This window comes from Pantoea sp. nfd-35 (genome assembly GCF_056892255.1).
Genome location: NZ_CP122403.1, coordinates 1,384,642 through 1,397,944 on the forward strand (window position 1 = coordinate 1,384,642; position 13,303 = coordinate 1,397,944).

Sequence of the window (13,303 nt, forward strand, 5' to 3'; positions counted from 1 at the left end):
GAGGTGGCTGATTAACAGCAGAAGCCGATACCTTACCGTTAACCGTCATTAATTGTCAGCTTTTTCACCTTGCTGCGCTGAATTCTCCTCGGCTTCGTGGCAAACTATCGGCCGAATTAGTAAAAGGCCTGCGGAGGGCTACGTGGACAAAATTTTCGTCGATGAGGCAGTGAACGAACTGCACACCATTCAGGATATGCTGCGCTGGTCAGTGAGCCGCTTTACGGCTGCCGGAATCTGGTACGGACACGGCACAGATAACCCCTGGGACGAAGCTGTCCAGCTGGTCCTGCCCACGCTGTGGTTGCCCCTGGATATCCCTGAAGACATGCGTAACGCGCGCCTTACGGCCAGCGAACGCCATCGCATTGTTGAGCGCGTCATTCGCCGCGTGAACGAGCGCATCCCGGTCGCCTATCTCACGAATAAAGCCTGGTTCTGCGGCCATGAGTTTTACGTTGATGAACGGGTTCTGGTTCCCCGTTCGCCCATTGGGGAACTGATTGAAAACCGCTTTGCCGGTCTGATCACGGACAAACCGCGACATATTCTGGACATGTGCACCGGCAGCGGCTGTATTGCGATTGCCTGCGCCTATGCCTTTCCGGACGCAGAAGTGGATGCAGTGGATATTTCCCACGATGCGCTGGCGGTCGCCGAGCAAAATATTGAAGAGCACGGCCTGATTCATCACGTCACGCCGATCCGCGCCGATCTGTTCCGCGAACTCCCGCCGGTGCAGTACGACCTGATCGTGACGAATCCGCCCTATGTCGATGCGGAAGATATGGACGATCTGCCGAGCGAGTATCAGCATGAACCCGAACTGGGGCTGGCGGCGGGCAGCGATGGCCTTAAACTGGTGCGCCGCATTCTTGCCTGCGCGCCGGGCTACCTGAGCGAGCAGGGCGTGCTGATTTGCGAAGTGGGCAACAGCATGGTGCACATGATGGAACAGTACCCCGATGTGCCCTTTACCTGGCTGGAGTTCGACAATGGCGGCGACGGCGTCTTTATGCTCACCCGCCAGCAGATCGTGGATGCACAGCACCATTTCTCATTTTATAAAGACTAAAAGGATGGGCGAACTTTCGCCCGTCAAACCGTAACAAGGAATCTCAATGGCCGGAAACAGCATCGGACAGTTCTTTCGCGTCACCACCTTTGGTGAATCTCACGGTATTGCCCTGGGCTGTATTGTTGATGGCGTGCCGCCGGGCATCCCGTTAACCGAAGCCGATATCCAGCACGATCTCGACCGTCGTCGTCCAGGCACGTCGCGCTATACCACCCAGCGCCGTGAGCCGGATCAGGTGAAAATTTTGTCTGGCGTGTTTGAAGGTGTGACCACCGGTACCTCGATCGGCCTGCTGATTGAGAACACCGATCAGCGCTCGCAAGATTACGGTGCCATTAAAGATCTGTTCCGTCCTGGCCATGCGGATTACACCTATGAGCAGAAGTACGGTACGCGTGACTACCGTGGTGGCGGCCGTTCATCAGCACGCGAAACCGCGATGCGCGTGGCTGCTGGGGCGATTGCCAAAAAATATCTGCAGATGAAGCACGATATTGTGGTTCGCGGCTATCTGGCGCAGATCGGCGACGTGGCCTGTGAACTAAAAGACTGGAGCATTGTGGAAGATAATCCTTTCTTTTGCCCGGATGCGGACAAGCTGGACGCGCTGGACGAGCTGATGCGCGGCCTGAAGAAGGAAGGCGATTCGATTGGGGCCAAGGTTACGGTCATGGCGGAAAACGTACCACCAGGCCTGGGCGAGCCGGTTTTTGATCGCCTGGATGCCGACCTGGCGCATGCGCTCATGAGCATTAATGCGGTGAAAGGGGTAGAAATCGGCGACGGTTTTGCTGTGGTTAATCAGCGTGGCAGTCAGCATCGCGATGAAATTCGCGCCAGTGGTTTCCAGAGCAACCATGCGGGCGGTATTCTGGGCGGCATCAGCAGCGGTCAGACCATCAGCGCCAATCTGGCCATGAAGCCCACCTCCAGTATTACCGTGCCGGGGAAAACCATCACCCGCGACGGCGAGGAAGTGGAGATGATCACGAAAGGTCGCCACGATCCCTGCGTGGGCATCCGTGCCGTGCCGATTGCCGAAGCCATGATGGCCATCGTGCTGATGGATCATCTGCTGCGTCAGCGCGCGCAGTGTGGCGATGTGCACTCCACCGTGCCACGTTGGTAAGCCAATGAAAATTTTGCTGATGGTGAGCGCGCTGTTGTTGAGCGCGGCCAGCCTGGCGGCGACGCCGTGGCAGCGCATCCAGCACCCGATTGCGGGTCAACCGACGGCTATTGGTGGCTTCGCCAATGGCTGTATTGTGGGTGCGCAGGCTTTACCGCTTAATTCGCCTGATTATCAGGTGATGCGTCAGGATCAGCGCCGCTATTTCGGGCATCCCGATCTGATCCTGTTTATCCAGCGCCTGGCCACCCAGGCCCATAGCCTCCAGCTAGGAAACGTGTTGATTGGCGATATGGGCATGGCGGCGGGCGGGCGCTTCAGCAGTGGACATGCCAGCCATCAAACCGGGCTGGACGTGGACATCTGGCTGCAACTGCCTAAAACCCGCTGGAGCGCGCAGCAGCTGCTTAAGCCCCAGCCGCTGGACCTCGTCACCGCCGACGACAAGAACGTGGTGGCGCGCCACTGGCAGCCTGAGATTGACAGCCTGATTAAGCTGGCGGCGAAAGATGAAGATGTCACGCGTATTTTCGTCAATCCGGCGATTAAAAAGCAGCTGTGTGCCGATGCAGGCACAGACCGGGCCTGGCTGCGTAAGGTGCGCCCGTGGTTTGCGCATCGCGCCCACATGCACGTCCGTTTGCGCTGTCCGCAGGGCAGCCCCGACTGTGAAGAGCAGGCACCGCCGCCTGCCGGTGACGGCTGCGGAGCAGAACTGCAAAGCTGGTTTTTGCCCAGGCAGCCTGGCTCTGCACCGGTGAAACGCGAACCACCGCCGCTGCCTGCGGCCTGTCAGGCACTGCTGGATAAACATCTACTGTAAGGGTTCCCATGGAATGGTTCGTTGTCAGCCCGTTGTTGGTCGCGCTACTGTTTTTCATTGCGCTGCTGGCAGGTTTTATTGACTCCATTGCGGGCGGCGGCGGACTGTTAACCGTTCCCGCGTTGCTGGCGGCCGGGCTGTCACCGGCTCAGGCGCTGGCAACTAACAAGCTGCAGTCGGTCGGCGGATCGTTCTCGGCCAGCCTCTATTTTGTCCGGCGCGGGGCGATTAAGCTGAGCGAGCAGCGGCTGAATATCGCCATGACCTTTTTGGGGGCGGTTGGCGGTGCCATTCTGATCCAGCACCTTCAGGCTGATTTTTTGCGTCAGGTGCTGCCGCTGTTGTTGATTGCTATTGGCATGTGGTTTCTGCTGATGCCGCGCATCGGTGAAGACGATCGCGTTCACCGCCTGCAGGGGCTGCCTTTTGCCCTGGTCGGCGGTGGCTGTATCGGCTTTTATGATGGCTTCTTTGGACCCGGTGCGGGCTCTTTCTACGCGCTGGGCTTCGTGACGCTATGCGGCTACAACCTGGCGAAAGCCACCGCCCACGCCAAACTGCTCAATTTCACCTCAAACTTGGGCAGCCTGCTGTTTTTTATGTTTGGTGGCAAAGTGGTCTGGGGCACGGGACTTATCATGATGCTGGGGGCTTTTTGCGGGGCTCGTTTGGGCGCCAGGCTGGTGCTGGCACGCGGACAAAGGCTGATTCGCCCGATGGTGGTCATCGTTTCGGCGGTGATGAGCATCAAGCTGCTCTGGGACAGCCACGGCAGCGAATTGATGGCCTGGCTGAGCACGCTGAATCTGTAATACTTTTACGTGATGACTTAATGACAACAACACATAATTACGCGCAGCTTATTACGCTGTTTGATGACTGCTTTAGCCACGATTTTCAGACCCGTCTAATTAAAGGCGATGACGAACCGATCTATCTTCCAGCGGATGATGAATCACCATGGAACCGGGTGGTTTTTGCTCATGGGTTTTATGCCAGCGCGCTGCATGAAATTTCACACTGGTGCATTGCTGGCGAAGCCCGGCGTAAGTTAGTGGATTTTGGCTACTGGTATTGTCCGGACGGACGCGACGCGCAAACGCAGAGCCAGTTTGAAGCGGTTGAGGTGAAGCCGCAGGCACTGGAGTGGATGTTTTGTGTAGCCGCAGGCTTTCCCTTCAACGTCAGTTGTGACAATCTCGAAGGCGATTGTGAGCCAGATCGCATTGGCTTTCAGCGTAAAGTTCATGCCCAGGTCATGAGCTATCTGGCGTCGGGTATTCCTGACCGCCCCGCACGCTTTATTTCAGCCCTGGCTGACTATTATGGCAGGCCTTCTCTGACCGCATCGCAGTTTCCCTGGCCGGACGATCTGTGATGCATAAGGGACTTAATAACAGAGGAATGATGAGATGATCGCAGAATTTGAGGCACGTATTCTGGCCCTGATTGACGATATGGTTGAGCACGCCAGTGACGATGAGCTATTTGCCAGCGGTTATCTGCGCGGCCACCTCACTCTGGCAGTCGCTGAAGTGGAACTGCTGGACGACCACACGCCGCAGGCGCTACAGATTCAGGTGACACGTAGCCTGCAAAATGCCATTGCTGCCGGGGAGTTATCGCCACGGGACCAGGCGCTGGTGATTGGCATGTGGGATAACCTGTTTTTACAGGCCCGTCAGACGGCCTGAGTAGTCAGGGCGGCAGACCGCCCTGTGCTATTTCCCCGCTTTTTTACCCTTCAGTAGTTTTCTTACCCAGTAACGATTGGGATGAAGCGCCGCGAGCGTGTTGAGGTCCAGCGGCTGGGGTTCACCGCTAAGCTGAGCCGCCAGCACTTCCGCCGCCAGGGGGGCGCTGCACAGCCCGCGTGAGCCAAGTGCACCAAACAGATAAAGGCCAGGGAAACAGGGCGCCATTTCGCTCTCGGCCTCGCGGGCGCGCTGCTGAGCAAGATCGGCATAAACGTCAAGCGTTGCCACGTAATCCGGCACGCTGCCGACCATGGGCAAATGATCGCGTGTGGCGCAGCGCACGCCATTGCGCGCCTCGCCCTGACTGACGTCCACTTCATCCACCCACCTGCTGTGTGGCAGGCAGTGCTGCAGACGGCTGCGGTTTTGCTGCTGATCGTCTTCGCGATAGGCGGTAGAGGTGTCGCCACGATGATAGCTGGCCCCGATACAGTGCGTACCAAACTGCGGGCTGGCTGGCGTGAGGTAGCCGTCATAGCAAAGTACCGTTTTCAGTGCCGACAGGGCCGGTGAAGCCGGGATATGGCTGACCTGACCGGCGACCGGGTAAACCGGCAGGGCATCGGTCTGAGGCAGATCGGTCATGGCATGACCATTAGCCAGCACCACAGCCTGATGCTGGGTTGCGGGCTTTTCGTCAAAGGTTAACTGCCAGCCTTGCGGAACCTGCGTCAGTGCGGTGACGCGGTGCAGCCAGTGAATGCGTAATCCACGCTGCTCGCAGTGGGACAACAAGGCTGTGGTTAATTCGGCCGGGGCCAGCCAGCCGCCCAGTGGATAAAAGATACCGCCGCAATCCAGCGCCACATTTGCTAACGCGGCTGCCTCGTCCTGGTTGACGCCAAAGGCGACCTCAGCCGGTAGGGCCATATCCAGCATCTGCGCAATCTTACTGGCACTTTTCTCGTCCCAGCCCAACTGCAATACGCCGCTCCAGTCATGTTCATAAGGCAGATCGAGTTGATCATACAGGCGACGGGCAAAACTGAATGCGGCAGGAAAGAAAGCCGCCAGGGCAGGATCGTGCTGGTTAAGGAGCGGATAGAGCGCGCCCTGACGGTTACTGGACGCCCCCAGCGCGGGCGCCTCGTCAGCGCAGTAGAGCGTCACGCGAAAGCCCCGGCGAAGTAAGGCAAGGGCCAGCGTCGCGCTGGCAACGCCGCCGCCGACCAGGGCGATCTCCTTACCGGACAGGGCAGGGCGCGCATACCAGGGCTGGCGATGAGTCAGCGCAGGCGCGGCCTCAAGCGAACCGCACAGCATTTCCCGTTTCGGCCCAAAGCCTTTACGCCGGGTCACCGCAAAGCCCGCCTGTTGCAACCCGCGCCGCACAAAACCCGCTGCCGTAAAGGTTGCAAATGTGCCCCCTGGCCGGGCCAGTTTCGCCATCGACGCAAACAGTTCCGGCGTCCACATATCGGGATTTTTCGACGGCGCAAAGCCATCCAGAAACCAGGCATCCACCTGGCGATGCAGACTGTCATCAAAATTATCAATTAGCGCATTAATATCGCCTAACCACAGGTCCAGTGTGACGCGGCCCGAATCAAATAACACCCGCTGGCAGCCTGGCAGTGCCAGCGGCCACTGGTGCTGGAGCTGTTCAGCCCAGGGGGCCAGTTCGGGCCAGTGCTGGTGGGCCGCCGTTAAATCGGCCTGCGTCAGGGGGAATTTTTCAAAACTGATGAAGTGCAGACGTTTTAGGGGCGCGTCAGGATAATGTTGCTGGAAGGAATCAAAGGCCTGCCAGAGCGTGAGAAAGTTCAGGCCTGTGCCAAACCCGCTTTCGGCAACAATGAGCAGATCGCGCGGGTGCTGATGAAAGCGTTGTGGGAAATCATTGCCACCCAGAAAGACATAACGTGTCTCTTCCAGACCGTTGTCATTGGAAAAATAGACGTCGTCAAACGCTCGGGAAACAGGTGTACCCTGTTCGTTCCAGCTCAGTCTGGCGTGTTCAACCTGGGGTGTTTTCACAGTAAAGGCTCATTTTTCAGGGAGTGTCAGGATCTTATCGGTCGGAGTGACATGACGCAAATTTACAAAAGGAAATGGCTGATCGGACTTGTTCGGCGTACAAGTGTAAGCTAGAGTGCTCGTCAAATAACAGAAGTGGTGAGGAAGATTGAATGAAACGTGCTGTGATTACTGGCTTAGGGATCGTTTCCAGTATTGGTAATAACCAGCAAGAGGTGCTGGCATCTCTGCGTGAGGGCCGCTCAGGCATCACTTTTTCCCAGGAGATGAAAGATTCCGGCATGCGTAGTCACGTCTGGGGTAACGTTAAACTCGATACTACCGGCCTCATCGATCGCAAAGTTGTGCGTTTTATGAGTGATGCGTCCATCTATGCTTACCTGTCTATGGAAGAAGCCATCAAAGATTCTGGCCTGAGCAACGAAGCTTACCAGAATAACCCTCGCGTAGGTCTGATTGCAGGATCTGGCGGTGGTTCCCCACGTTTTCAGGTTTTTGGTGCGGATGCCATGCGCAGCCCACGCGGTCTGAAAGCCGTAGGGCCTTATGTGGTGACTAAGGCAATGGCGTCAGGCGTTTCAGCCTGTCTGGCTACGCCGTTTAAAATCCACGGCGTGAACTATTCAATCAGCTCTGCCTGTGCGACCTCCGCGCACTGTATCGGTAACGCGGTTGAACAGATTCAACTGGGCAAACAGGATATCGTTTTTGCGGGCGGCGGCGAAGAGCTGTGCTGGGAAATGGCCTGTGAGTTCGATGCAATGGGCGCACTTTCTACGCGTTATAACGACACGCCAGAAAAAGCCTCACGGACCTATGACAACGAACGTGATGGCTTCGTCATTGCGGGCGGCGGCGGTATGGTCGTGGTTGAAGAACTGGAACATGCGCTGGCGCGTGGCGCGCACATCTACGCTGAAATCGTGGGCTATGGCGCAACGTCGGACGGAGCAGACATGGTTGCGCCATCCGGTGAAGGCGCAGTGCGCTGCATGAAGATGGCGATGCACGGTGTGGATACGCCAATCGACTACCTGAACAGCCACGGAACCTCTACGCCAGTCGGTGATGTGAAAGAGCTGGGTGCCATTCGCGAAGTATTCGGCGACAACACGCCGTATATTTCTGCAACCAAAGCGATGACCGGCCACTCCTTAGGGGCGGCGGGCGTGCAGGAAGCTATCTACTCGCTGCTGATGCTGGAGCACGGTTTTATTGCCCCAAGCATCAATATCAGCTCGCTGGACGCGGCGGCAGAAGGGATGAATATTGTGACTCAGCCAACTGAAAAAGCGCTGACCACGGTAATGTCAAACAGCTTTGGCTTTGGTGGCACCAACGCCACGCTGACAATGCGTAAATACCAGGCTTAATGCCCGGTTAAAAACGTGGCGTCGCGCTGCGCGGCACGACGTGAACCCTGCGAAAAGGTCGGCTTGCCGGCCTTTTTTGTTTTGATTATCCCTCAGCGACGGTTGGGTGATGAGCCTGATGAAAGCAGCCTCACCAGCTTATCGCACCCGGCCACTATCTCATCCGGCGTCAGCGCCGCAAAACCCAGAATCCAGCCTTGCTGACGCGCGCCATCGCCGTAGAGCGGACTCAGGCGAGGCAGCAATAACCCCATCTTCTCGGCCTGTAAGCTCAGCCTCGCTTCGTCGCCCTGCCGCAGAGCAACGGTTGTCTGCAGTCCACCCGGGCAGGGAAAGGGGCTGAGCCAGGGCGTCAGGCGTTGCGCTATCTGCTCGAGTAAGCGATCGCGGCGGCTATGGTAAAGCTGGCGCATCAAACGCAGGTGGCTGGCAAAATGCCCCTACTGCATAAATTCCGCCGTTACCGCCTGGGGCAGCAGGGCGCTGTGCCCGTCAAGCAGGCTGCGCGCGCGACCTAAGGGCGCGACCAGCGGGCCGGGCACCACCATCCATGCCAGACGTAGCGACGGAAACAGCGATTTTGAAAATGTGCCGAGGGTAATGACCCGGTTATCGTTGTCGAGCCCGTGCAGCGCAGACGCAGGGCGATCGTCATAGTGAAACTCGCTGTCGTAATCGTCTTCAATCAGCCAACTGCCGTTGCGCCGTGCCCAGTCCAGCCAGGCCAGACGGCGCGGCAGGCTTAATGACACGCCGGTGGGATACTGATGCGAAGGCGTCAGATACATCAGCTTTGCTGTTCCGGCTTGAGGAATCGCCCCCTCGGCATCCACCTGAATGCCGCGCACCCGTGCGCCTGCAGCAAGAAAGGCATTGCGCGCCCCCGCATAGCCCGGCTCTTCCATCCAGATCTCATCACCGGGATCAATCAGCATTAACGACAGCAGCTGCAGCGCCTGCTGTGAACTGGTCAAAATAATCACCTGCTCAGCCTCACAGTGAACCCCACGAGACAGGGCAAGGTAGTCTGCAAGCGCGTGGCGAAGTGGCAGGTACCCCAACGGATCGCCATAGCCCATGACGCCAGGGCCTGCGGTGCGCTGCACGCGGGCGGTTAAGCGCCGCCAGAGGGGATGAGGAAAGGCGCGCAAATCTGGCGAACCTGCCGAAAAGGCATACGGAAAGGGCGCATCCTGACAATCGCCTGTCGCCAGTATCTGATGGCCGCGCTGCGAGAAATGCGCCATGCGGTCAGCGCGGGGGCGCGGCGCGCTGACCGGCAGCGTGATGGCAACGAAGCTACCGCGACCGGACTCCCGCCGCAGGTAGCCTTCACTTTCAAGCTGAGCGTAAGCCGCTTCAACCGTAACGCGTGACAGATTCAAATCGGCAGCCAACTGACGGCTGGAGGGCAGTTTCTGACCCGCCTGAAGGTGCGCGGTCTATATCCACTGGCGAAGCGTGGCGCACAGGCGGTCGCGTAGACCGCCGGTTGCCTGATGATGAAACAGTTGCAGCAGCGGGGAAGTCATCGTGGTCTTATGGGCTCATTGAAAGCGGTATTATCCAGCAGTCCACTTTGCCGTAAACTGCCTGTCTGCCACAACAGGAGAAAAAACGATGTCATCTGTTTTAGGTTTTCCCCCCGCGTCACCGCAGCAGAGCCTTGCATATCTGCAGGCCAAACTGGCTTATTACACCGATGCCTGGGATCTGGCTGACGATCTGGCCCATCAGCGACCGGGCGTTGTCGTCATTGATGCCCGTCAGATCGAGGCTTACCGCGCTGGTCATCTCTGCGGAGCAATAAATTTTCCGCATCGGGAAATGAATGAAGCCAGCACGGCCGGACTGGATCGCAACCTGCTGTATGTGACGTACTGTGATGGCATTGGCTGCAATGGTTCGACCAAAGCGGCTTATCAGCTGGCGTTGCTGGGATTTAAGGTCAAAGAACTGATTGGCGGGCTGGATTTCTGGAAGCGCGATGGCCATCCCATGGCATGGGGCGACGAGCCGGGAGAATGGCCGCAGACGGCTTCTGCGGCATCCTGTGGGTGTTAACTTACAGCACCAGCCAGAGTAAAAAGGCCAGAACGATTAACCCGACGACCGCGCTCAGCACCGGGCGCGCTGCCAGCGGCTGCAGGACAGGCGGCAGCGAGCCGGAGATGGGCGCCCAGATGGGATGGGGATTCAGTTCGTTATCGGCCAGGGCTTGCTCGTGTGCTCTTTCTGCGCGACGTGCAAACAGGAAGTTAAGCAGATCCTGGGTTTGCGTCGGGGTCAGCACCATCTGAGGCGTAGCCTGAAAGCGTTGCAGGCTGTAGTCTTCCAGCATCTGCTGTTCACGCTGATCCAGAGGGTGTTTCAGCGAGGTTTCAATCAGCTGCAACGTCGGCGCACTGTGCTGGCTTAACGTCTGACGGACCTGTAAATACTGAGTGAGCAGCGGATAGTGGCGTGACGGGATCGGATCGCCGCTGGTCAGGTTTACCAGCTTTAGTGCGGCGGTCCATATTTTGCCACTGGATTCGCCCGTTGCGGCAGCCAGGCGCACAATTTGCTGATTCAGCGCCTGATGCTCGGCAGGCAGCAGCGTGCGATCGCTGCTGCGGCTCTGCTGAGGTTGCGGAATGGCCATCTGACCATTTTGCAGCATGGTCAGCACCTGACGAAGCTGATCCTGGGTTAATGCGCTCAGCACCGTCTGACCAAACTGCTGGCGGATAAAATCACTTACCGCCTGGCGGTTATTGCCTTTGGGCAACAGGTCGGTGAGTTGCGTCATTAACTGACGCGTACCGTGACCGGTCTGCACCTGCGCCAGGCGGTTGTTAAGAAACTGCTCCGCAGCCGGAAAATGGCGTGACTGGAGTTCTGCTTCGCTTTTAACACCGACTTCATGACGCAGGCCGGCCCAGAGCTCAGGCGCTTTAAGCGTGCTGAGCGACATGATGCGCACAATGAGGCGCTCAAGCGTCGTGCGCTGGGCAGGAGAAAGGGGTTGTTCACCGGCAACACTTCCCGTACGCGGGGCGTCAGTTTGCGGATTAACAGATGAACGATCGCCGACCGGCACACCGGGGCCGCTGACAGGTTGCATGGCGGATTCCTTGGGAAACAGAACAGCGTGGGGTGCGCCGGAAACAGAATACACTATGATAACAAAAGCCCCTGGGAAATCCACGGGGCTTGTGTGTTTCGAACAAAGATTTACTTACTGATGCGCGGGAGCGGGCTTACGGCGCAGCCGTTTCCATAGCAGCGGCACGATTAATACGGCAACGGCGAGGATCAACAGGACTTTCGCAATCGGACTTTCCCACAGAATGCCCATCTCACCGTTGCTGATCGACAAGGCACGCCGCAGGTTTTGCTCCAGCATTTCACCCAGCACGAAACCCAAAATCAGCGGTGACATGGGGAAATCCATTTTCCGCAGGATATAGCCGAAAATCCCCAGTCCGACCATCAGCAGCAGGTCAAAGGTGGTGCTGTGCACCGCATAAACGCCCACGGCCGAGATGGCGGCGATAGCCGGAACTAAAAACCACAGCGGAATCGTCAGCATCCGCGCAAACACGTTGATCATCGGGATGTTCATGATCAGCAGCATCAGGTTACCAATCAGCAGCGCGGCAATCAGTCCCCAGACGATATCCGGCTGTTCGGTAAACATCGCAGGTCCAGGCGTGATGTTGTACAGCGTCAGCGCACCGACCATGACCGCGGTGGTGCCGGAACCGGGAATGCCCAGAGTCAGCATCGGAATAAACGAGCCGCAGGCGGAGGCATTGTTCGCCGCTTCCGGCGCAGCCACACCGCGAATATCGCCCTTACCAAACTGATCGCTGCCAGTGATTTTTTTCTCGGCCATGTAGGCGATAGCACTGGCGATAGTAGCGCCCGCGCCGGGCAGCACGCCCACAAAGAAGCCGATAAATGAGGCACGCAGTGTGGCACCCGTAGACATAGCGGCCTCTTTCATATTGAACATCATGCGGCCACTGGCACGCACCACCTTTTGCCCGCTATGGGTGGATTCCAGCATCAACAAAATTTCGCTCACTGAGAACAGGCCAATGACGACCACGACAAACTGGATGCCGTCAGAAAGGTGAACGCTGTCAAAGGTGAAGCGATAGACGCCGGTATTCGCGTCCACGCCCACGGTCGCCATGCTCAGCCCGATCAACGCCGACAGAAATGATTTAAGCGGGTTCTGACTCATCATGCTGCCCAGACAGGCAATGGCGAAGACCATAAGCGCAAAATATTCGGCTGGGCCAAACGCCAGCGACCAGCGGGCCAGCAGCGGTGCGAATAAGATGATGCCGATGATAGCGATGGTGGAACCGACAAAGGAGCTGACGGCAGAAATAGAGAGCGCCACGCCCGCTTTACCTTGCTGCGCCATCGGATAGCCATCCAGTGCGGTCATAATGGCGCCGGCATCGCCCGGAACGTTGAGCAGTATCGACGAAATACGTCCGCCGTATTCACAGCCCAGATAAACGGTGGCCAGCAGAATCAACGCGGATTCTGCTGGCAGGTGCAGGGCGAACGCCAGCGGCATCAAAATCGCTACGCCGTTGATCGGCCCGAGTCCCGGCAGTAAGCCTACGATGGTGCCGATAAAGCAGCCGATAAGGGCAATCAGCAGATTTTCCGGCGTCATGGCAACGGCAAAGCCGTGCATCAGGAAAGACCAGGTTTCCATCATTTCTCTCCTTAATTAAACAGGCTGCCAGCAGGCAAGGTAACGTCCAGTAGATGGTCGAAGGCGTAAAACAGTGACCATCCCATTACACCACCGGACAGCACAGCGGCCCACCAGCGCGCGCCAAACAGCAGGCCGATACCAAACGTCAGCAGCGAGGTCGCTAACGGGAAGCCCAGGGTTTCAAACATCCCGCCGTACACCAGCATCATCGCCGCCAGCGCCACCAGGCGTTTCAGTGTGGCGGGCGTGGGCCACTGGATGGCATCCGGTTTTCTCAGCAGCAGCATCACGGCACAGAAAGCCATCAGGCTGAGAAGCACCAGCGGAAAAGGACGTGGGCCGACAGGCTCATAGCTGTATTCACTCTGTATCTGCCAGGCGATAACCAGTCCCGCCAGGCACAGCACTAGCCACAGGGTGGCAAAAATACGATCGCTCAT

Annotated in this window: 12 protein-coding genes and 1 pseudogene; 8 read left to right on the forward strand and 5 right to left on the reverse strand. The window is 57.8% G+C overall.

All coding sequences use genetic code 11. The annotated features are described in order from the left end of the window. The first annotated feature begins 142 nt into the window (after positions 1-142). From prmB to P9J57_RS06645, 6 genes are read left to right on the forward strand one after another with little or no spacing between them, the layout of a single operon-like run. Positions 143-1,075 (forward strand): 50S ribosomal protein L3 N(5)-glutamine methyltransferase, encoded by a 933-nt coding sequence (prmB, locus tag P9J57_RS06620; protein WP_014605352.1) that lies wholly within the window; start codon positions 143-145, stop codon positions 1,073-1,075. Between the two features lie 46 nt (positions 1,076-1,121). Continuing rightward, positions 1,122-2,207 (forward strand): chorismate synthase, encoded by a 1,086-nt coding sequence (gene aroC, locus P9J57_RS06625; protein WP_014605353.1) that lies wholly within the window; start codon positions 1,122-1,124, stop codon positions 2,205-2,207. A 4-nt stretch (positions 2,208-2,211) separates the two neighbouring features. Next, on the forward strand, positions 2,212-3,030 hold the full coding sequence (gene mepA, locus P9J57_RS06630; protein ID WP_022623444.1) for a penicillin-insensitive murein endopeptidase: 819 nt from the start codon (positions 2,212-2,214) through the stop codon (positions 3,028-3,030). Between the two features lie 8 nt (positions 3,031-3,038). After that, positions 3,039-3,842, forward strand: coding sequence for a sulfite exporter TauE/SafE family protein (locus P9J57_RS06635; protein WP_014594199.1), 804 nt, complete (start codon positions 3,039-3,041; stop codon positions 3,840-3,842). Between the two features lie 20 nt (positions 3,843-3,862). Further along, positions 3,863-4,408: an elongation factor P hydroxylase gene (locus tag P9J57_RS06640; protein WP_013026563.1), complete on the forward strand. Its 546-nt coding sequence runs from the start codon at positions 3,863-3,865 to the stop codon at positions 4,406-4,408. A 34-nt stretch (positions 4,409-4,442) separates the two neighbouring features. Further along, on the forward strand, positions 4,443-4,724 hold the full coding sequence (locus P9J57_RS06645) for a YfcL family protein (RefSeq protein WP_013026562.1): 282 nt from the start codon (positions 4,443-4,445) through the stop codon (positions 4,722-4,724). Positions 4,725-4,751: 27 nt separating this feature from the next. On the opposite strand, the gene mnmC is transcribed toward P9J57_RS06645, so the two are convergent. Then, a complete protein-coding gene (gene mnmC, locus P9J57_RS06650) occupies positions 4,752-6,764 on the reverse strand; it encodes a bifunctional tRNA (5-methylaminomethyl-2-thiouridine)(34)-methyltransferase MnmC2/FAD-dependent 5-carboxymethylaminomethyl-2-thiouridine(34) oxidoreductase MnmC1 (RefSeq protein ID WP_105087405.1) in 2,013 nt (670 codons plus the stop codon). 152 nt (positions 6,765-6,916) lie between these two features. On the opposite strand from mnmC, the gene fabB reads away from it, so the two are divergent. Beyond that, positions 6,917-8,137, forward strand: coding sequence for a beta-ketoacyl-ACP synthase I (gene fabB, locus P9J57_RS06655; RefSeq protein WP_013026560.1), 1,221 nt, complete (start codon positions 6,917-6,919; stop codon positions 8,135-8,137). A 92-nt stretch (positions 8,138-8,229) separates the two neighbouring features. On the opposite strand, the pseudogene pdxR reads toward fabB, so the two are convergent. After that, positions 8,230-9,669, reverse strand: a pseudogene (pdxR, locus tag P9J57_RS06660) (MocR-like pyridoxine biosynthesis transcription factor PdxR). A gap of 88 nt (positions 9,670-9,757) precedes the next feature. Here pdxR and P9J57_RS06665 point away from each other — a divergent pair. After that, a complete protein-coding gene (locus P9J57_RS06665) occupies positions 9,758-10,201 on the forward strand; it encodes a rhodanese-like domain-containing protein (protein ID WP_014605357.1) in 444 nt (147 codons plus the stop codon). Position 10,202: 1 nt separating this feature from the next. Here P9J57_RS06665 and flk read toward each other — a convergent pair whose 3' ends face one another. The 3 genes from flk to P9J57_RS06680 all read right to left on the reverse strand — a co-directional run bounded on the left by flk (position 10,203) and on the right by P9J57_RS06680 (position 13,303). Further along, positions 10,203-11,243 carry a flagella biosynthesis regulator Flk gene (flk, locus tag P9J57_RS06670; RefSeq protein WP_014605358.1) on the reverse strand — a complete coding sequence of 347 codons (1,041 nt, stop codon included), beginning with the start codon at positions 11,241-11,243 and terminating at the stop codon, positions 10,203-10,205. A gap of 114 nt (positions 11,244-11,357) precedes the next feature. After that, complete coding sequence (locus P9J57_RS06675) at positions 11,358-12,860, reverse strand: tripartite tricarboxylate transporter permease (protein ID WP_026021021.1); 1,503 nt, start codon at positions 12,858-12,860, stop codon at positions 11,358-11,360. A gap of 11 nt (positions 12,861-12,871) precedes the next feature. Next, positions 12,872-13,303 carry a tripartite tricarboxylate transporter TctB family protein gene (locus P9J57_RS06680; protein WP_013026555.1) on the reverse strand — a complete coding sequence of 144 codons (432 nt, stop codon included), beginning with the start codon at positions 13,301-13,303 and terminating at the stop codon, positions 12,872-12,874.

Bases quoted from the DNA above. Each gene is read 5' to 3' on its own strand.
- aroC (WP_014605353.1), top strand. From the start codon at position 1,122: ATGGCCGGAAACAGCATCGGACAGTTCTTTCGCGTCACCACCTTTGGT.
- mepA (WP_022623444.1), top strand. From the start codon at position 2,212: ATGAAAATTTTGCTGATGGTGAGCGCGCTGTTGTTGAGCGCGGCCAGC.
- P9J57_RS06635 (WP_014594199.1), top strand. From the start codon at position 3,039: ATGGAATGGTTCGTTGTCAGCCCGTTGTTGGTCGCGCTACTGTTTTTC.
- P9J57_RS06640 (WP_013026563.1), top strand. From the start codon at position 3,863: ATGACAACAACACATAATTACGCGCAGCTTATTACGCTGTTTGATGAC.
- P9J57_RS06645 (WP_013026562.1), top strand. From the start codon at position 4,443: ATGATCGCAGAATTTGAGGCACGTATTCTGGCCCTGATTGACGATATG.
- fabB (WP_013026560.1), top strand. From the start codon at position 6,917: ATGAAACGTGCTGTGATTACTGGCTTAGGGATCGTTTCCAGTATTGGT.
- P9J57_RS06665 (WP_014605357.1), top strand. From the start codon at position 9,758: ATGTCATCTGTTTTAGGTTTTCCCCCCGCGTCACCGCAGCAGAGCCTT.
- flk (WP_014605358.1), bottom strand. From the start codon at position 11,243: ATGCAACCTGTCAGCGGCCCCGGTGTGCCGGTCGGCGATCGTTCATCT.
- P9J57_RS06675 (WP_026021021.1), bottom strand. From the start codon at position 12,860: ATGGAAACCTGGTCTTTCCTGATGCACGGCTTTGCCGTTGCCATGACG.
- P9J57_RS06680 (WP_013026555.1), bottom strand. From the start codon at position 13,303: ATGAGCGATCGTATTTTTGCCACCCTGTGGCTAGTGCTGTGCCTGGCG.